Origin of the sequence: Ruminococcus sp. (assembly GCF_017549005.1) — a bacterium.
GTDB lineage: Bacteria > Bacillota > Clostridia > Oscillospirales > Ruminococcaceae > Ruminococcus.
Genome location: NZ_JAFYYT010000037.1, coordinates 25001 through 43109 on the forward strand (window position 1 = coordinate 25001; position 18109 = coordinate 43109).

Sequence of the window (18109 nt, forward strand, 5' to 3'; positions counted from 1 at the left end):
AAATTGTTTACAATTCAGGCCGCACATTTCAGTCATATAAAACGTTATGCTATACAGAAAGCACTTCCGTGCTCTTTGAGTGCAACTATAATTATGAGGAGGTATACTTATGAAATTCAGGAAGATCATCGCAGCTGCGGCTGCATTGACTATCGCAGCGCCTGCTGCAACATCAGCGTTCATCTCAAACGCCACACCGCCTTTAGACAGCAAGAACATTGTCACTGGCGACACGAATCTTGATCAGGTATTCAATCTTGCAGATATTGTATTGTTCCAGCGCTGGCTAAAAGGAGAAAAGGACCTGTTTCCTGCTTACGGCGAGCCCGCTCCCGGCGCAGACGCCAACAACGACGGCAAATTCGATGTATTCGACCTTATCACCATGAGAAGGCTTATCGTAAAGGATATAACATCAGCTCCCGAGCCGAGCTTTGCTCCGAACGCGCAGAACCTCTGTGCAGGAATAAGCAAATCTCCGCGCATAATAGGCACTGCTATGTCAGGCGGTGACACTGACAAGGAATTCATAGACAGCCAGACAAAGTTCACCGTCGATCTCTTCAAAGCCACATACAACGAAAGCAAAGGTAAAAACGACCTTATCTCGCCATATTCCGTGGCACAGGCTCTCGGCATGACAGCCAACGGCGCAAACGGCACAACTCTCAGTGAAATGGAAAAAGTCCTCGGCGACGGCATGAATATAGAACGCCTCAACGGTTATTTCCGTGGTCAGCGCGAAAGAACGGTCAACACAAGCGACTGGGCAAAGTGGTCGATCAGCACGGCAAACTCCATATGGGCAATAAACGACAGGACACGCATACAGGTGCTCCCAAGCTTTATCCAGAACTGCGTAGACTACTATGACTCAGAGTTCTACATTGCGCCTTTTGACGATACTACACTCAATGACGTAAACAACTGGGTAAACGAAAAGACAAACGAGATGATACCGTCAATTCTCAACCAGATCGAGCCTGATGACGTAATGTACCTTGTGAACGCAGTCGCTTTCGAGGCTCAGTGGAACGAGCCTTACGAAAAATATATGGTCTCCGACGGAAAGTTCACCGCAGCAGACGGCACCGAACAGGACGCAAAGATGATGTCGAGCTCCGAGTACTATATCAGCGACGAAAACACTCAGGGCATCGTAAAGGAATACATGGGCAGAAAATATGCATTTGCTGCACTTCTCCCGGACGAGAGCACTTCCATAGACAAGTATATAGGGGAACTCACACCCGAGAAGCTCAACGCTCTCCTCAAGAGCTTTGGCAGCAGCTTTGACATGGCAAGCGTAAAACTCCCGAAATTCAAGTACGAATACGAAAACGAGCTGAACGACGAACTGATCGACATGGGTATGCCCACTTCTTTCAGCAGCAATGCCGATTTCTCCAATATGTCAGCTATCGCAGACCGCAATCCACTCCACATCGGCTATGTCAAGCACAAGACCTTCATAGACCTCGACGAAAACGGTACAAAGGCAGCAGCAGCCACCATAGTTGTGATGAAGGACGAAAGCGCTCCCGCAAGACCAGAAAAGGAAATAGTTTTCGACAGGCCTTTCGTGTACTGCATATTCGATACAGAGACAAATATACCGATATTCATCGGCGTACTTAATTCATTAAGCTGATTTAAGACTTTTTTAAGTTTTGTTTGCTATAGTTTATGTGTAAAAAGCCGTATCTGCACATAAGCGGCGCAAACGATTTCCTTCTGTAAGGGGAAACACTCAGGTACCGTATCTTTATGATACGGTTTTCCTGTATTCAGGTGTTTTTTCAGCTGTTTTATAATGAAAAGCCACTTTTTTCACTGTTCCTGTTGATTTACATTATAATGTATGTTATAATATATTTTATATAAGACTTTCGGAGAAGGGGGCGAGCCTGTGTCCATTGATATCAATGAGCAGTACGACAAGATCTACCGTTACTGCTTTCTTCGCGTAAGACACAAGGAGACCGCCGAAGATATAACTCAGGAGACCTTTCTCCGCTACCTCGAACACCCGCAATACAACAGCGTTGACAAGACCCTGCAGCTGCTGTACACTATCGCAGGCAATCTCTGTCTTGATGAATTCCGCAGAAAAAAGACAACGGAGCTTACAGATACGGAGTTATCAGCCGATAACGTCGAGTACGACGTCCTTTCGGGAGTTGACCTGAAACAGGCTCTGAACAGACTTTCTGCCGAGGACAGGGAGATAATACTTCTGCGCTACGTAAACGAAGTACCTGTGAATGTTATCGCAAAGCTGTACAATATCTCGCGCTTTGCACTCAACCGCAGGATAAAGCATATCCTCGGGACGCTGCATGAGTATCTGGGAAGGGAGGAGCTTATATGACAGAAAAAAAGAAAAGCGCTCTTAAAGAAGCTTTCGGCTTTGAAGAGCCCGACAGAAAGGAAGAGTTCGCTCAGGAGTTCGCAAAACTTGAGAGCGGCAGAAATAAAAAGCCATTATTTCCCTTTATCATAAAATTTGCGGCTGCGGCTGCTATGATGACAGCCGTTATCGGTACTGCCATTATGATGCCGAAGGATATAAAGCATTTCAGCAGCGACAGTACGTTAACGGAAACCACCTCAGAAACTGCTTCTGCAGCGGTGAGTACGAAAAAAGCAGAGACCGCAACTGCTCCGCAGACCACCACTAAAGCAAAAACAACATCAACTGCAGCTGTTTCCACCGAAAAAGCTGAAACGACCACTGCTTCTGCTGTGGATACGACAGTTTCTGCAACAATAAAGGCCGCAACCGCTGCAACTTCGGCTCCCATAACAACAAGTACCGCGGCTGCAAGGACAGAAGCCGTACAGCCGACAACCAAAGCAGACATGCAGAATGAGAAGGAGGAGTCCGCACCGGGCCTGAGATACCGAGATCTGACGGTATCCGTCGACAGGAACTATCCTCTGCGCGGCAAGACCATCAGCGAGGAGGAATATTCCGGAAACGCTTCTAATAAGCCCGAAGTAATAGTTGAAGATTCCTCTGATGAATCGTTTCACCCAAAAGATAACGAAAAAAGCGGTATAAATATAGACATTTCAGAAATGTATAACGATTCCTGCGCCGTAGTACTTGCAAATCTTGACGAAATAGTGTATACTTCTATAGGCGGCGAAGCATTCACAGCAGAAAACATCACCGTCAGCAAGGTCTTCAAAGGCGATATCCGGGCAAACGACAGGGTCACGGTATTCTTCAGGGGCGGATTCATTCCTGCCGAGGAATACTCAGAGCTGTACGGTTTTCCGCCAATTGCCTGCCAGGAAGAGTACTCCGTTGAAGTCGCAGGCGAAAGCGGCGGCAGACAGAATGTGGGGCATTCCTACGTTTTCTTCCTCATGAACAACGGAGAAGCAGTTCCCGACGGAGCCTACGAGCCTGTAAAAATGGGAAATATGTCCGTTTTTGAACAGCAGCAGGACATATTAAGGGCTGTCGGCGACGAAAATCTGGTATTTACGATCCAACAGGCCGAAAACGGCTTCTGATATAAATTTTCCGAAAAAATTGCTTTTCGGATATTTCCAAAAAATTTTTTGTGTTTTTGTGTCACATTTTTCTTTCCCGATTCGTATATTAATATGGAAACGTTAATAAATGAAAGGAAGTCTTTTTATGAAACATCACAAGCTTCTGGGCTTACTTCTTGCTGCGGCAATATCGGCAGGAAACCTTCTGCCCGTATCTGCAAGCGCTGCCGTAACAGGTGACATAAACGGCGACGGTTCCGCAGACTCCACAGACCTGTCCTTATTGCAGGGCTATGTCCTCGGCAAGAGCGAGCTTACTCAGGCGCAGACAAAGACTGCCGACCTCAACGGCGACGGCAAGACCGACGTATACGACGTGGTAAAGCTTAGAAAAACTATCCTCGCTTCCGACAGGACAATAAAGTTCACATCTGTTACCGACAGGCTCACCACAGGCTATACCGACGCTTTCAAAAAGCTTGGCGTAAACGAAGGAGGAAGTGCAGTTACCTCGGTGACCGAACTGAAAACAGCTCTCTCCCCCTACCTGAGCGAAGCTGTTGTGAATAATTACCTCACAAAGTACAACGACGCGTTTTTCGCCCAGTCCGTACTTCTTGTAAAGCCCGTGTTCCTTACATCTTCCAACTATCAGAAGAAAAAGATATACACTACGGCTGAATGCGGCTGCAGCACAAGCTATGCAGGAACATATACGACGAAAAACGTTACCTCATATCTTAATATAAGAACAGACCACTCAGCGGCTACCGAGTCCATCGGCAGGATACCGCCCAATGCAATAATCCCCGTAAGCTACGGCAACGGTCAGTGGGCCCACGTTACCTACAACGGAGTATCGGGCTACGCAAATATGGATTATATGCAGAAGGTCTCAGAGCCTGCACCGTCCTTTGAATTCATTCCCGATGTAAAGGTGGATTCCGTAAAATATTCCGGCGGCAAGCTCAATATCACCGCAAGCGAGTTCAAGTCATCATCTTCTGACTTTGCTCCTGCAATACTGATACAGACCACTGTTTCAAAAAAGGACTACTACGCAGGCGGAACCGCATGGACAGTTACGGTAACTCAGCCGCCTGAGAACAAATACGATTATCCGCTTGCAAAAGCGCGTCTTGACGCTGTAGGCTGGGACCTTCAGGCAGCCTTCAAATCCGCGGCAGCAACGCCGTATTACGGACAGAAGCCCGATATGCCCCAGACCACGGATTACTCCCTCGAATGGTACGCCGACTACGGCTTTACCAACGGCAAGGGCAACTGCTATGTAATGGCGGCGATGTTCTGTGAAATGGGCAGACTTCTCGGCTACGACATACATCTTATCTCGGGCAAGGTACCGCTCAAGGACGGAACTATGGGCGCTCACTCATGGACCGAGGTAAAGATCGGCGATACAACTTATGTTTGTGACCCCGATTTCGCACATGAAACGGGTAACAACGGATATATGATAACATATGGTCAGTCAGGAACATGGAGATATGTAAAAGAATTAGTCATGGACTGATCAAGGAGGATAAAATATGAAAAAAGTAATTGCAACTCTCACATTCATTGCCGCCCTCATTCTTGCAGGCTGCGGAAATGTAACCCCTTCGGCTGACGTTGAGCCTGTTACCACAACTCAGGCTGCAAAGGTCAAGGTCGAGGATACCACATCAGCCGACAAGATGAAGCTCATAGGCGATAAGGCTACAGGCAGCTCTGTGTTCACCATCACTGTTGACAACAAGACAGGCAAGAGCATAAAGGGCTTCTCTGTAAAGTCCGGCTCTGAGGAAAAGTTCCCGAGCAATATGCTTCAGGAAAACGACCCTTTCATTAAGAACGAAAGACGTATGCTCTACTATGTTCCCGTTAACAGCGAGGGCTATGCTATCGGAAACAGCGACGCTATCGCAAACGAGGAATACCTCATAAAAATAGATTTCAGCGACGACAAGTCTGCTATTCTTCATCAGTTCCCCTTCGGCGACCTTGAGGGCTGCGAGCTTCTCCTCGACAAGGAAGTTGCTTACATAGAGTACACCTCAAAGCTCTCCGACCAGAAAGTAAGCACAAAGGAAGCTGAGAACATGATCGCTTCCCTGGAAGCTGAACAGGAGCCGACAACTGAAAAGCCAAAGGCTACCGAGCCTGTATACACTCAGCCCGTTTACGAAGAGCCCGTATACACTCAGCCTGCAACCACACAGTATGTCGCACCCACAACTGTTTACACAGAGCCCACAACAGTATACGTAGAACCCACAACACAGGCTCCCGCACCTACTGAGCCCGTTACGGAAGCTCCTACAAGTCCCGACGGCGGATGTGTCGCAGGTCAGGGCGGCGGAGCACTCACATGGTAAACGGTCGTGTGCTCTATCTGAGCCGCATAAAAGCATTAGCCTGTGCCGCAGTAGTTGTTCTGCACACGTTTTTCACAGCCGCAAATTATGCGGCTGTTCCATATCAGCTCCGCACCATGTCAGCCGTAAGGAACTGCATGATGTGGGCTGTACCATGCTTTGTTATGGCTTCGGGAGCACTTCTCCTCAACAGCAAACGAATACTGACGCCGAAAAAGCTTTTCGGAAAGTATTTCCTGAGAATGGTGTTCGCGCTTATCGTATTCTCTCTGCTTTTCTCGGTATTCGACGCTTTTACCACTGCCCATTATACCCCGTTTGAGACTGTAAAGGACACTTTCAGCGATATATTCCTTGGTACGGGCTGGCCGCATATGTGGTATATCTACCTGATGATGGCGATATATCTCATGCTGCCGTTTTACAAGCTGATATGCGACCACGCTTCGGCTTCAAAGATAAAATATCTGCTGCTGCTATACACGGTATTCCTTTCGCTTATACCGTTCATAGAGACAATATCCGGCAAGAAGCTCCCCTTCTATGTATGTGTTTTCAGCATTTATCCCCTCTATCTTTTCTTCGGTCACGCTCTCCACACAGGCATAATAAAGCTGCCGAAGAACGCTTCGGGAATAATGTTCCTCATATGCACAGGTATCACGGCAATGCTTACAGTATACGCAATGTCCGTGGAAAAGAGCTCGCCTGAGACAAGCAGGAGAATGATATCATTCCTGAGCGTTTATTCGTTCCCGGTATATGCAGCAGCTTCAATAGGAGCCTTCGCTTATATCCGCAAGACAAAGAATACTCCTGTTCCCGTTCTCGATACCATTGCAGCAGAGCTGGACACCTGCTCGTTCGGTATATATCTGCTCCACATGGCGGTGCTTAAATTCATTTTTGCAGTTATAAAGTTCAACCCCTTCGAGCACGGCGGTACAATAACTATCATCGGAATATGCATAATAACTCTTGTTATTTCATATGTATTGACAAGACTTCTGAAGCTTGTTCCGTTCGTAAAAAAGCTCATATGACCAAAAGCTCCCTGTGGGGAGCTTTTTATTACTGCGAGGTAAAATATGAAATCAATTGATACAAAAAACTACAAAAAATTTATCCGATGTGCGGAAAGTATTGAAATATGCAGGGTATTCCCACTTTCCGTCACAGAAGAATACCAGAGCGGCAGTATTTACGAGACCGTAAACTGCACCATTATCCGTCACAGGAACAACTTCACCTTTTTATCTGGAACTCCTAATGATGATGAGATACAGGAGTTACATGAGCTTATCCTTGCGGAAAAGCTGAAATTCCTGTGCAACGACAGAACATTATGCCAAAAGCTTGCGGATATGGGCGGAATTGAGCTCATTCCCCGTGATTTCTACAGCTACCCTGCGGAGACCGCTCCCGAACTCCATATACCCGAGGGCTTTTCCCTCAGAAGTATTGACAGGGAGCTTTTTGACAGCATAACAGGCGCAGTTCCTCCCTCTCTTTACTGGGACAGCTTCGGACAGTTCAGCAGGAACGGTCTGGGAGTCTGTATCATGCACGGAAACGAAGCTGCTGCATGGGCGTTCTCATCAGCAGTAAGCAGTAAAGAGGCTGATATCGGCATTGAGACCGCAGAAGCTTTTCAGCGCCGCGGACTTGCATATGCGGCAGCTGCCGCACTGATACGTGAGATACTCCCATCACGCCGCCCCACATGGACCTGCCAGCGCTCTAACCACGGCTCATCACGCACAGCGGAAAAGCTGGGGTTTGTCAGGTCAGGCGAATACCTGCTCATACGCCCACAATAAGCTATTTACCCGGACGTCTAAATGACGTCCATATGTTTTTTCGTAACATTGAACCGCTCAGAAGCATATAATAAGGCGAAAGGAGTGGTTTTATGGAAACTGCCGAGGTCATTGCCGTTTCAGTTGCGGCTCTGCTCATTGCTGCCGAGATAGTATGTCTTTATCTCTGCTCAAAGCTTAAATGCAAAAATTATCCCATGTGTATCCTGCTCCCAATACATAACGAGGACAGTGAGTTCACCAGGAGGCTGGACTGCATAGGCACGCATATCGAGGAGGGCGATCCGCTGATAGGCACTGTTCTTCTCATGGATATGGGTGCGAATGAAACTCAGATACAGCATTGCAGGGAGTTCTGTCAGCGCTATCATGCCGCAGAGATTATTCTCCCCGAAGATATGGAGAGCTCCATGAAAAAATATTTGCATTTTTCGTAATTATATAGTATAATATAAGTTGAATGTTTATGTGCAGAGGTGAAAACTGTGGAGCATGAGGTACTTCATATCGAAGGTACTGTGGAAAATGTCCTTTACAAAAATGAAAACAACGGCTATATCGTTCTTGACCTTGACGCAGGGGGCGAGCTCATAACCGTTGTGGGAGAGCTCGGCGACATCGAGGAGGGCGAAGGACTTATCCTTGAGGGAAGCTATATCACCCACCCCCGCTTCGGCACACAGTTCAGCGCAGTATACTGCGAGAGAAAGCTCCCCGAAACTGTAGTCAATATCGAAAAGTACCTTGCTTCGGGAGCTGTAAAGGGCATAGGTCCCGGACTTGCAAAGAAGATAGTGGAGGTTTTCGGTGACCGCACTCTTGATATCATGGAGAACGCCCCTTTCAGACTTGCGGAGATAAAAGGTATCTCCCCCAAAAAATGCGACGAGATAGCCGCAGAGGCTCAGAAGCTCTTCTGTCTGCGTAATCTCATGTCATTTCTCTCACAGTATGAGATAAAGTCGCGCTTTGCCATGAACACCTACAGGAAGTACGGCTCCGACGCCATGACGCTTTTGCGGCTCAATCCGTATCTGCTCTGCGGCGAGTACATAGACCTTGAATTTGCAAAGGCTGACACTATCGCCCATGATATGCACATCGCACGAAACGACAGCAAGCGCATCACAGCAGGAGTTCAGTACATACTCCGCGCCAACGGCGGCATAGGTCACACCTGTCTGCCACTTGAGGTACTTGCGAAAAAGGCGCAGGACACTCTCGGCGTATCGGAAAGCGACTTCTACAGCGCATACAACGCCGCACTTGACGACGACGAGCTCTTTGAATACGTAAAAAACGATATTGAGTTCGTTTATCTCCCCGATTACTTCTACGCGGAGAGCTTCATTGCGGACAGGATACATATACTGAAAGACTTCTCCTCTCCCGAGGACTTCAACTATGACACCCTCATAGACATCGAGGAGGAGGAGCATAACATAAAATACGAAAAGCTCCAGCGGCAGGCTATAACTACCGCAGTCTCACGGGGACTCATGGTGCTTACGGGAGGTCCAGGTACAGGTAAGACCACCACCCTCAACGCTATCATCTCCATATTCGAGAAGCGCGGAATGAAGGTGCTCCTTGCCGCTCCCACAGGCAGAGCCGCAAAGCGTATGTCCGACCTGGCAGGCTGCGAGGCTAAGACCATACACCGTATGCTGGAAGTGGTGTACGACTCGGGCGACAGGCTCACATTCGCCCATAATGAGAACAATCCCCTTGACTGCGACGTGCTCATCATAGACGAGATGTCAATGGTGGACGTTGTCCTCTTCGAGAAGCTCCTCCGTGCCGTAAGGCTGGGTTGCAGGCTCATAATGGTGGGCGACAGCGACCAGCTCCCCTCAGTGGGCGCAGGGAACCTGCTGGGCGATATCATCGACAGCGGCATAGTTCCCGTTACTGAGCTGAAAGAGATATTCCGACAGGCTCAGCAGAGCTGCATAGTCACCAACGCCCACAAGATAGTTGCAGGAGAATATCCCGACCTCACCCGCAAGGACAGCGACTTTTTCTTCTTCAGGCGCGACGACTATCAGAAAGCTTTGCAGCTCATAACAGACCTTGTGAAAACAAGACTTCCCAAGGCATACAACTACTCCCCCACTGAGGATATACAGGTGCTCACACCTTCACGAAAGGGCGTTACAGGCACTGTGGAGCTCAACAAGCTCTTACAGGCGGAGCTCAATCCCCCTGCTAAGAATAAGCAGGAGAAAAAGGGATACGTCTACACCTACCGCGAGGGCGACAAGGTCATGCAGACGCGGAACAACTATGACATCACATGGTCCAAGGACGGAGAACAGGGCGCAGGCATCTTCAACGGCGATATCGGCCGCATAATCAGCATTGACAACAGGAGCTCACTTGCAGTCATAGACTTCGACGGCAGAAAGGCAACCTATACCTTTGACCTGCTCTCTCAGGTAGACCTTGCATACGCAGTCACTGTGCATAAAAGTCAGGGCTGCGAGTTTGAAGCCGTTATACTTCCCATAATGGGCGGCTTCGACAAGCTGTGCTACAGAAACCTGCTGTACACCGCAGTAACAAGAGCAAAGAAGCTCCTCATAATCATCGGAAATGAGGAGAATATATATAAAATGGTAGACAACAACAAGCGCACGCGGCGTTACACCTGCCTGCGCCATATGCTCACAGGACCTGCAAGGACAAGCTCCCCCTTTGAGCAGTAAGAAAGGAAGATAAAAATGGCAAATACTGATATCGGAATCGACCTCGGTACTTCAAATATCGTTATGACTATGGGAAACAAGGGCGTTGTGCTCAGCGAGCCCTCTGTCATAGCCTACAACACAAGAACGGAGAGAGTTCTTGCTGTCGGCAGGGAAGCCTATGAGATGATAGGCAGGAATCCCGACTATATCGCAGTAAGACGTCCTATCAGCGAGGGAGTCATCTCCGACGACGACCTTACCCACAGCATGATACGCGAGTTCATCATAAAGGTTACAGGCAAGCAGCTCATGAAGCCCCGTATCGTTATCTGTATCCCCTCATTCATCACCGATATCGAGAGCCGTGCAGTCGTTGAAGCTGCAAAGAGCGCAGGTTCGAGACAGGTCTATCTCATTCAGGAGCCCATTGCGGCTATGATAGGCGCAGGTGTGAACATAACCAAGGCAAAGGGACACATGATAGTCGATATCGGCGGCGGTACCACGGACGTTGCTATCGTTTCCATGAACGGCGTTGTGCGCTCACACACGGTAAAGGTGGCAGGCAACGCCATTGACCGCTCAATAATCAAGTATATGCAGAACAAGTACAAGCTCCTTATAGGCGAAAGGACTGCCGAAAAGGTGAAGATAGAACTCTGCAACCTCTATGACCCCAGCGACGAGGTCACATACATCGTCAAGGGCAGAAGTCTCCTCAAGGGACTGCCTGCACAGGTGCTTCTCAGCGAAGCGGAGCTGTTTGAAGCTATCGAGGACGACACTTTCGCTATCATGGAAGCTATCCGCAAGGTACTTGAAGAAGCTCCCCCCGAACTGGTGGGCGACATCTACGACAATGGACTTCTCCTCACAGGCGGCGGAGCCCTCCTCGGCGGACTTACCCAGCTCATCAAGCGTACTCTCGGCATAAACTGCAACATCGCCAAGGACTCCATAAACTGCGTTGCAAAGGGCACGGGCATGGCTTTCGGAAGAATGACCACTCTCCTTGACGGCTTTGAGGCGGCTACGGTTTATAAGTACAGGTAAGATGTTAATAGCAGTGTTTTGAATTTAGAATTGAAAAATAGGATTGAGTATGGGAAAATAGTTATCACACACATAAAAGAAGGTGTTTATAATAGATTCATATTATTTAGTAGATTATGAGAATGTAGGGATTAATGGTCTTTCTGGATGTAAAAATATGATTGCATCCGATCATATCATTATTTTCTTCACACAAAATGCTCGCAAGATTGATATGGCTGAAATTGCCAATCATGGAAAAGCAGAACTGAAAATGATAGAAATCCCTGCTGGAAAACAATCGACAGATATACATATAGGTTCCTATCTTGGTTATTTAGCTGGTAAATCAAAATGTAACATCGTAATTATCAGTAATGACACAGATTTTGATAACGTCATTAAATTCTGGAAAAAAGAACTATGTATTTCAGTTTCACGAAAGAAAAAACTGCAAGGAACAACTGTCAAAAAGCAAAACACTAAACAAGTAAGCGTAACAACTTCAAAAGAATCTCAAATCCGCTCACTTTTTGGTCAGAAATTTAATAAATCTCCATATTCTACAAAAAAGGAAGCTATTATTACTCTTTTCCTAAATGCCAAAGACAAACAATCTCTCAACAATGAATTGACTAAACTTATACCAAGCAGCAATATTCCTGCATTATATAAAGCATACAAAGAATTCATTAAAAATCTACCATCTAATAAATCCAATTCAAAAGTTGATAAAAATATGCGCGAAGCACAATTCAAATCAGTTTATGAACAAAAATTCAAAAACGGTGTATATAAAGAGAAACAGGATAGAATCATCAATATTCTCGTAAATTCTACCACAAGGCAACAGATTAATAGTGAACTATGTAAAATCATTCCCAGTGAAAATGTAAGTAAGATAATAAAGCATTTCAAACCTATGCTGAAGAATTTACCGTAACAAATAATAGCCCCGCACCACTGAATCACCAGTGATGCAGGGGGCGTTTTATATTTTCACTTTCAAAGAAAAAGGGCGCACACTGTGCGCCCATACTTATCACTATGCACTTATGACCGGCAACTCAGAGCGCAGCTATCTTCTCGGCCGCTTCTGTGAGCCACTCGCCCTCGAAGAGCTCGATAGTTCCCTGGTCGCAGAGCTTTGCAAGCTGAGGGTCGATAGGGAGCTTAGCAAGTACGGGTATATCATACTGTGCAGCTATCTCCTCGATATGGCTCTCGCCGTAAATGCTGTGGCGCTTGCCGCAGTCGGGACATTCAAAATAGCTCATATTCTCGATGATACCGAGTATCGGTATATTCATGAGCTTTGCCATTTTAACGGCTTTCTCGACTATCATTGAAACAAGCTCCTGCGGTGAAGTCACGATAACTATACCGTCAACGGGCAGAGACTGGAAAACCGTAAGCGGAACGTCGCCTGTTCCCGGAGGCATATCAACTACGAGGCAGTCTATATCCTTCCAGATAACGTCTGTCCAGAACTGCTTGACAACTCCTGCGATAACAGGACCTCTCCATACAACAGGGTCGGACTCGTTCTCGAGGAGAAGATTGATAGACATGATGTCAAGTCCCATTTTTGTCTTGGCAGGGATAATTCCGAATTCGCAGGCGTCAGCCTTCTGATGTATGCCGAAAGCCTTGGGTATGGAAGGACCTGTGATATCTGCGTCCATTATTCCCACATTCTTGCCGAGTCTCTGCATGGAAACAGCAAGCAGTGACGATACGAGGGTCTTGCCGACGCCGCCCTTGCCGCTGACAACTCCTACCACCTTGCCGATACTGCTCATGGCATTGGGCTTTTCAAGCAGGCTCTGAGGCTCTGTTCTGCTGCCGCAGTCGCTTCCGCAGCTTGAGCAGTCATGTGTACATTCGCTCATTAAAAACACTCCTTAAAGATGTAATACTAATATTATATCACATAATTCCGAAAATAGCAACAGGATATTGACAAATGAATAACACAGTGATATAATAGCAGTTGAGAGTTAAGAACTAAGAGCTAAGAACTAAGGAACATAGTTCTGAATAAGTCACTTATATACCAATTCTCAGGTCTTGGATCCAATATATCTTCGGGGCAGGGTGAGATTCCCTACCGGCAGTATAGCCTGCGAACCTCTTGGTTGATTCGGTGAGATTCCGAAGCCGACGGTAAAGTCCGGATGAAAGAAGATAAACCGCACTATGTGCAGTATAAGTAACCGTGCCCCGATATACGGGGCTTTTTATATTTTCAGGGGATATACTGTCACGAAACAATATTTGCCGCAACGGGCGGATAATATCTGCCCCTACTCATTACTTATCACAGAAAACAGGAGGAACTATGTCTCACGAAGAATTCATGCGCGCAGCCCTTTTGATAGCCCGCAAGGGTATGGGCTTCACATCTCCCAATCCGCTGGTAGGAGCTGTTATCGTCAAGAAAGGCGAGATAATCGGCAGCGGCTACCACAAGAAATACGGCGACCTCCACGCAGAACGCAATGCTTTCGCCGACTGCGAGGCAAAGGGTATAGACTGCAAGGGCGCGGATATGTACGTTACCCTCGAGCCCTGCTGCCACCACGGAAAGCAACCGCCCTGTACGGACGCCATACTCGCACACGGTATCAAGCGTGTATTCATTGGCTCCTCGGACCCCAACCCCCTCGTTGCGGGAAAGGGTACGCAGATACTCAGGGACAGCGGCATAGAAGTGACCGAGGGCGTACTCAGAGACGAATGTGACGCACTGAACGACATTTTCTTCCACTTCATAACGACAGGTCTCCCCTTCGTGACCATGAAATACGCAATGACGCTCGACGGAAAAATAGCCTGCTATACGGGCGAATCCAAATGGATAACAGGTGAAGCCGCAAGGAACCATGTTCAGCTCGAAAGGCTCAGGCACAGCGCCATAATGGTGGGCGTGGGAACAGTTCTTGCCGACGATCCTCTCCTCACCTGCCGTCTTGAAGAGGGCAGAGACCCCATACGCATTATCTGCGACAGCAGACTGAGGACTCCCCTCGACTGCAATATCGTAAAGACCGCAAGGGAAGTCCCGACTATCATCGCAACGGTATCAGAGGACAGAGAAGCTGCCATACGCTTTGAGGAGGCAGGCTGCAGGGTAATAAGGACAGCTCCGGAAAACGGCAGAGTTGACCTCGGCGAGCTCATGAAGCTTCTTGGCGGCGAAAGACTGGACAGCATACTCCTCGAGGGAGGCAGCGAGCTCAACTGGTCGGCACTTAAGGCAGGCATAGTCAGCAAGATACAGGCATATATTGCTCCGAAGCTCTTTGGTGGCAGCGGAAAATCCCCTGTCAGCGGCGTCGGAGTCCCGACTCCGTCGGAGGCTGTAATGCTTGAAAACACAAAGATAATCAATATCGGCGACGATATCCTCATAGAAAGCAGGGTGAAGAATGTTCACGGGAATAATTGAAGAGGTAGGCACCGTCAAAGCCGTAAAGCGCTCGGGAGCTTCATCATTCATCGAGGTAGAGGCGAAAAAGGTACTTGAGGACGTTCACACCGGCGACAGCATAGCCGTTAACGGAGTCTGCCTTACGGTAACTCATTTCGGCGGCGGAGTATTCCGCGCAGACGTCATGAACGAAACTCTCAGCCGTTCCTCCCTCGGAAGTCTCACATCGGGAAGTCCCGTAAACCTTGAACGTGCAATGGCTGCAAACGGACGCTTCGGCGGACATATAGTCTCGGGACATATTGACGGCACTGGAACGGTCTCCGACATCAGGAACGACGGAATAGCCGTGTGGTACACCATAGATACTTCCCCGGAGCTTCTGCGGTATATTGTGGAAAAGGGCTCAATAGCCATTGACGGCATAAGCCTGACGGTGGCAAAGGTCACGGAAACATCGTTCAGCGTTTCCATTATCCCCCACACAGCCGCCCAGACTATCCTCGGCACTAAAAAAACAGGCGATATCGTCAACCTTGAAAACGATATCATCGGCAAATACGTTGAAAAGCTGATGAAGCCCTCGGAAACCGCCCCAAAAAGCGGCATTACCATGGAATTTCTCGCAAGAAACGGCTTTTAAAGGAGACATCGGATATGAAAGCACTGAAAGAGGTTTTAGCTGCATTTACAGCTGCGGCACTTCTCACAGGCTGCAACGACGGCATTGTGAAAGTCGACCCCAATGACCCTAAGATAAATGTTGACGGCATTGAGATAGACCTCAATGAAACAGAAAAGCAATACGAAACACAGAAGTTCACACAGATGGACTTCATATTTGATACTGCAAAGGAAGTATCGGAGTTCGGGTTGGATATAAACAGCGGCAGCGTGACCGTAGAGTACTCCCATGACGACAAGACTGGCTTAGCCCTTGATTATACGGTATATGCCGATACGGAGGAAGTCTGTCAGGAGGTCAAGGACCACCTGAACGCCATAACCGAAACAAAGGGCAGCAGAATGGATATACGTATTGTCGAGGACAAAACTCAGGAAGATATCACCGAATGGCTGAAAAAGAACATTCCCGACTGCCGCGTGGAATGCGACCTGTATATAACGGTCCCTGAGTTTGTCAGCAGCTTCGACCTGAAGGAATATTCGGGTGACCTCAGATTAAACGGGATAAAAGGAAAAATAAAAGGCGATGTGACCATAGGGAACATCAGCTGCACCGGTTCCGAATTCACAGGTCCTTCCGAAATAACCTGCAATGTCGGCAATATCTCCATGTCCTCCTGCACCTACAAGGCTGATACGGATATTTCCGTAAAAACGGGATATATCTCCTACGGTCTCCCCCTGAGCGGCTCTGACGGAGCAAAGATAGGAGTAAGGACTGAGACAGGCGCTATCAAGGTCAACGGCCTCAAAAACTATGAGGTTAAGAACGAGAAGAAGAAAAAAACTTCACACAGCCTTGATATTGACGCAGAGAACTGCAATATCAGCTTTAAAGTCGATAACGGCGAGATAAAAATTGATAAGGAGTAATCTTAATGTTCCAGTACAACACTGTTGAAGAAGCCTGCGAGGCTCTCCGAAACGGCGAGATAATACTCGTCACAGACGACGAGTCAAGAGAAAACGAGGGTGACATGATATGCGCCGCTCAGTTTGCAACAACCGAAAACGTAAACTTCATGGCTGCCCATGCAAAGGGTCTCATATGTATGCCCATGAGTGCGAAGCTCTGCGACAGGCTTCATCTGCCGCAGATGGTGGACTACAACACCGATAACCACTGCACGGCTTTCACGGTATCCATAGACCATGTGGATACTACCACAGGCATTTCCGCCGAGGAGCGCGGCTATACGGCGCGTATGTGCGTTTCTCCCGATGCAAGGCCCGAGGACTTCCGCCGCCCTGGGCATATGTTCCCTCTCACAGCAAAGAAGAACGGCGTTCTCGAACGCGAGGGACACACGGAGGCTACCGTAGACCTCATGCGTATCGCAGGCCTTGAAGAATGCGGACTGTGCTGTGAGATAATGCGTGACGACGGAACTATGATGAGAACTCCCGAGCTTCAGGAAAAGGCTCGGGAATGGGGCATGAAATTCATCACCATAAAGGCGCTGAAGGAGTACAGAAAAGTCCACGATGTGCTTGTGGAGTGCGTTGCGAATACTAAGCTCCCCACAAAGTACGGCGAGTTCAGAGCTCTCGGCTACGTAAACAAGCTCAACGGAGAGCACCATGTAGCTCTCGTAAAGGGCGATATCGGCAACGGACAGGATATCCTCTGTCGTGTTCATTCCGAGTGCCTTACAGGCGACGCTTTCGGCTCGCTGAAATGCGACTGCGGACAGCAGTTTGCTGCGGCAATGTCGCAGATAGAAAAAGAGGGACGCGGAATACTCCTCTATATGCGACAGGAGGGACGCGGCATAGGACTTATAAACAAGCTCCGCGCCTACGAATTGCAGGACAAGGGCATGGACACCCTCGAAGCGAACCTCGCTCTGGGATTCCCCGGAGATATGCGCGAGTACTACATCGGAGCGCAGATACTCCGCGACCTCGGCTGCAAAACACTGAGGCTCCTGACCAACAACCCCGACAAAGTATACGGGCTCAGCGGCTTCGGACTTGAAATAAAGGAGCGTGTGCCGATACAGGTGGACGCCACCGCCTACGACCTGTTCTATCTCAAAACCAAACGCGACAAGATGGGACATATTCTTAATTATTGAGGTGTTTATCATGAGTACATTTTTTACAGTCGTTCTTATCATTCTCTGCGCAGCCGCTCTTGTATATGATATATGCTGTTTCATTTCATGGTCGAGAGCAAAGGAAAAGACGTTCATAAGCAATATCCTGGCCCTCGCAGGCATTCTTGTTCTCGCTGTCGGAGGTTTGTTTGTAAAAAATACCATCCATTCCGTTCTGCTGATATCGCTGGTGGTGCTCCTTATCCCCTTCGATATCACCTGCCTTTCACCCGAGGGTATCAGGACTGCCATTTTTGCGGACAAGGGCATTTTGCCCGTGCAGAACCTGAGCTATGAATACAGCAAGGGAATGTTCGGAGTTGAGAAGCTCGATCTTTTCATTAACGATAAGAAGTTCGCAAGGGGCTTCAATCTCGGCATAAAAAAACCGAAGACAGTAAAAATGCTTGCCGACTGGTACGGAAAGCACGGCTATGAAAATCCCCTTACAAAGTAAAAGGAG

The 18109-nt window shown here is 48.1% G+C and carries 17 protein-coding genes and 1 riboswitch; of the genes, 16 read left to right on the plus strand and 1 reads right to left on the minus strand.

Features of this window, described 5'->3' with window-relative positions:
* The first annotated feature begins 109 nt into the window (after positions 1-109).
* The 11 genes from IKW96_RS08715 to IKW96_RS08765 all read left to right on the plus strand — a co-directional run bounded on the left by IKW96_RS08715 (position 110) and on the right by IKW96_RS08765 (position 12370).
* Positions 110-1651, plus strand: coding sequence for a serpin family protein (locus IKW96_RS08715; protein ID WP_296573273.1), 1542 nt, complete (start codon positions 110-112; stop codon positions 1649-1651).
* Between the two features lie 258 nt (positions 1652-1909).
* A complete protein-coding gene (locus IKW96_RS08720; protein WP_296573276.1) occupies positions 1910-2371 on the plus strand; it encodes a sigma-70 family RNA polymerase sigma factor in 462 nt (153 codons plus the stop codon).
* On the plus strand, positions 2368-3525 hold the full coding sequence (locus IKW96_RS08725) for a hypothetical protein (protein ID WP_296573278.1): 1158 nt from the start codon (positions 2368-2370) through the stop codon (positions 3523-3525). The genes IKW96_RS08720 and IKW96_RS08725 overlap by 4 nt, the downstream gene beginning before the upstream one ends.
* 127 nt (positions 3526-3652) lie before the next feature.
* Positions 3653-5041, plus strand: a complete 1389-nt coding sequence (locus IKW96_RS08730) for a dockerin type I domain-containing protein (protein WP_296573281.1) — start codon at positions 3653-3655, stop codon at positions 5039-5041.
* 16 nt (positions 5042-5057) lie between these two features.
* Positions 5058-5885, plus strand: a complete 828-nt coding sequence (locus IKW96_RS08735) for a hypothetical protein (protein WP_296573284.1) — start codon at positions 5058-5060, stop codon at positions 5883-5885.
* Positions 5879-6928 carry an acyltransferase family protein gene (locus IKW96_RS08740; protein WP_296573287.1) on the plus strand — a complete coding sequence of 350 codons (1050 nt, stop codon included), beginning with the start codon at positions 5879-5881 and terminating at the stop codon, positions 6926-6928. The genes IKW96_RS08735 and IKW96_RS08740 overlap by 7 nt, the downstream gene beginning before the upstream one ends.
* A gap of 45 nt (positions 6929-6973) precedes the next feature.
* Positions 6974-7705, plus strand: a complete 732-nt coding sequence (locus tag IKW96_RS08745; protein ID WP_296573290.1) for a GNAT family N-acetyltransferase — start codon at positions 6974-6976, stop codon at positions 7703-7705.
* A gap of 92 nt (positions 7706-7797) precedes the next feature.
* Positions 7798-8142, plus strand: coding sequence for a hypothetical protein (locus tag IKW96_RS08750; RefSeq protein WP_296573292.1), 345 nt, complete (start codon positions 7798-7800; stop codon positions 8140-8142).
* A gap of 48 nt (positions 8143-8190) precedes the next feature.
* Positions 8191-10413, plus strand: coding sequence for an ATP-dependent RecD-like DNA helicase (locus IKW96_RS08755; protein WP_296573295.1), 2223 nt, complete (start codon positions 8191-8193; stop codon positions 10411-10413).
* A 15-nt stretch (positions 10414-10428) separates the two neighbouring features.
* Positions 10429-11448: a rod shape-determining protein gene (locus IKW96_RS08760; protein WP_296573298.1), complete on the plus strand. Its 1020-nt coding sequence runs from the start codon at positions 10429-10431 to the stop codon at positions 11446-11448.
* A gap of 82 nt (positions 11449-11530) precedes the next feature.
* Positions 11531-12370 (plus strand): PIN domain-containing protein, encoded by an 840-nt coding sequence (locus IKW96_RS08765; RefSeq protein ID WP_296573301.1) that lies wholly within the window; start codon positions 11531-11533, stop codon positions 12368-12370.
* 124 nt (positions 12371-12494) lie between these two features.
* Here the strand turns inward: IKW96_RS08765 and IKW96_RS08770 are convergent, their stop codons facing one another.
* The gene (locus tag IKW96_RS08770; protein WP_296573304.1) at positions 12495-13319 is read right to left on the minus strand and encodes an Mrp/NBP35 family ATP-binding protein; all 825 of its coding nucleotides are present in this window, start codon (positions 13317-13319) and stop codon (positions 12495-12497) included.
* A gap of 187 nt (positions 13320-13506) precedes the next feature.
* Positions 13507-13620, plus strand: a riboswitch (FMN riboswitch).
* Between the two features lie 148 nt (positions 13621-13768).
* Between IKW96_RS08770 and ribD the strand changes: the two genes are divergently transcribed.
* Genes ribD through IKW96_RS08795 form a run of 5 tightly spaced genes read left to right on the plus strand, consistent with a single transcriptional unit; the run spans position 13769 to position 18103 of the window.
* The gene (ribD, locus tag IKW96_RS08775) at positions 13769-14878 is read left to right on the plus strand and encodes a bifunctional diaminohydroxyphosphoribosylaminopyrimidine deaminase/5-amino-6-(5-phosphoribosylamino)uracil reductase RibD (RefSeq protein WP_296573306.1); all 1110 of its coding nucleotides are present in this window, start codon (positions 13769-13771) and stop codon (positions 14876-14878) included.
* Positions 14859-15503 carry a riboflavin synthase gene (gene ribE / locus IKW96_RS08780; RefSeq protein WP_296573310.1) on the plus strand — a complete coding sequence of 215 codons (645 nt, stop codon included), beginning with the start codon at positions 14859-14861 and terminating at the stop codon, positions 15501-15503. The genes ribD and ribE overlap by 20 nt, the downstream gene beginning before the upstream one ends.
* 14 nt (positions 15504-15517) lie before the next feature.
* A complete protein-coding gene (locus IKW96_RS08785) occupies positions 15518-16420 on the plus strand; it encodes a hypothetical protein (protein ID WP_296573315.1) in 903 nt (300 codons plus the stop codon).
* A 5-nt stretch (positions 16421-16425) separates the two neighbouring features.
* The gene (locus IKW96_RS08790) at positions 16426-17625 is read left to right on the plus strand and encodes a bifunctional 3,4-dihydroxy-2-butanone-4-phosphate synthase/GTP cyclohydrolase II (RefSeq protein WP_296573318.1); all 1200 of its coding nucleotides are present in this window, start codon (positions 16426-16428) and stop codon (positions 17623-17625) included.
* A gap of 10 nt (positions 17626-17635) precedes the next feature.
* A complete protein-coding gene (locus IKW96_RS08795) occupies positions 17636-18103 on the plus strand; it encodes a hypothetical protein (protein ID WP_296573321.1) in 468 nt (155 codons plus the stop codon).
* Positions 18104-18109 lie beyond the last annotated feature (6 nt).

What these genes read in the sequence shown, in the direction of transcription:
- IKW96_RS08715 (WP_296573273.1), top strand. Translation starts at nt 110, where the DNA reads ATGAAATTCAGGAAGATCATCGCAGCTGCGGCTGCATTGACTATCGCA.
- IKW96_RS08725 (WP_296573278.1), top strand. Translation starts at nt 2,368, where the DNA reads ATGACAGAAAAAAAGAAAAGCGCTCTTAAAGAAGCTTTCGGCTTTGAA.
- IKW96_RS08730 (WP_296573281.1), top strand. Translation starts at nt 3,653, where the DNA reads ATGAAACATCACAAGCTTCTGGGCTTACTTCTTGCTGCGGCAATATCG.
- IKW96_RS08735 (WP_296573284.1), top strand. Translation starts at nt 5,058, where the DNA reads ATGAAAAAAGTAATTGCAACTCTCACATTCATTGCCGCCCTCATTCTT.
- IKW96_RS08740 (WP_296573287.1), top strand. Translation starts at nt 5,879, where the DNA reads ATGGTAAACGGTCGTGTGCTCTATCTGAGCCGCATAAAAGCATTAGCC.
- IKW96_RS08745 (WP_296573290.1), top strand. Translation starts at nt 6,974, where the DNA reads ATGAAATCAATTGATACAAAAAACTACAAAAAATTTATCCGATGTGCG.
- IKW96_RS08750 (WP_296573292.1), top strand. Translation starts at nt 7,798, where the DNA reads ATGGAAACTGCCGAGGTCATTGCCGTTTCAGTTGCGGCTCTGCTCATT.
- IKW96_RS08760 (WP_296573298.1), top strand. Translation starts at nt 10,429, where the DNA reads ATGGCAAATACTGATATCGGAATCGACCTCGGTACTTCAAATATCGTT.
- IKW96_RS08770 (WP_296573304.1), bottom strand. Translation starts at nt 13,319, where the DNA reads ATGAGCGAATGTACACATGACTGCTCAAGCTGCGGAAGCGACTGCGGC.
- ribD (WP_296573306.1), top strand. Translation starts at nt 13,769, where the DNA reads ATGTCTCACGAAGAATTCATGCGCGCAGCCCTTTTGATAGCCCGCAAG.
- ribE (WP_296573310.1), top strand. Translation starts at nt 14,859, where the DNA reads ATGTTCACGGGAATAATTGAAGAGGTAGGCACCGTCAAAGCCGTAAAG.
- IKW96_RS08785 (WP_296573315.1), top strand. Translation starts at nt 15,518, where the DNA reads ATGAAAGCACTGAAAGAGGTTTTAGCTGCATTTACAGCTGCGGCACTT.
- IKW96_RS08790 (WP_296573318.1), top strand. Translation starts at nt 16,426, where the DNA reads ATGTTCCAGTACAACACTGTTGAAGAAGCCTGCGAGGCTCTCCGAAAC.
- IKW96_RS08795 (WP_296573321.1), top strand. Translation starts at nt 17,636, where the DNA reads ATGAGTACATTTTTTACAGTCGTTCTTATCATTCTCTGCGCAGCCGCT.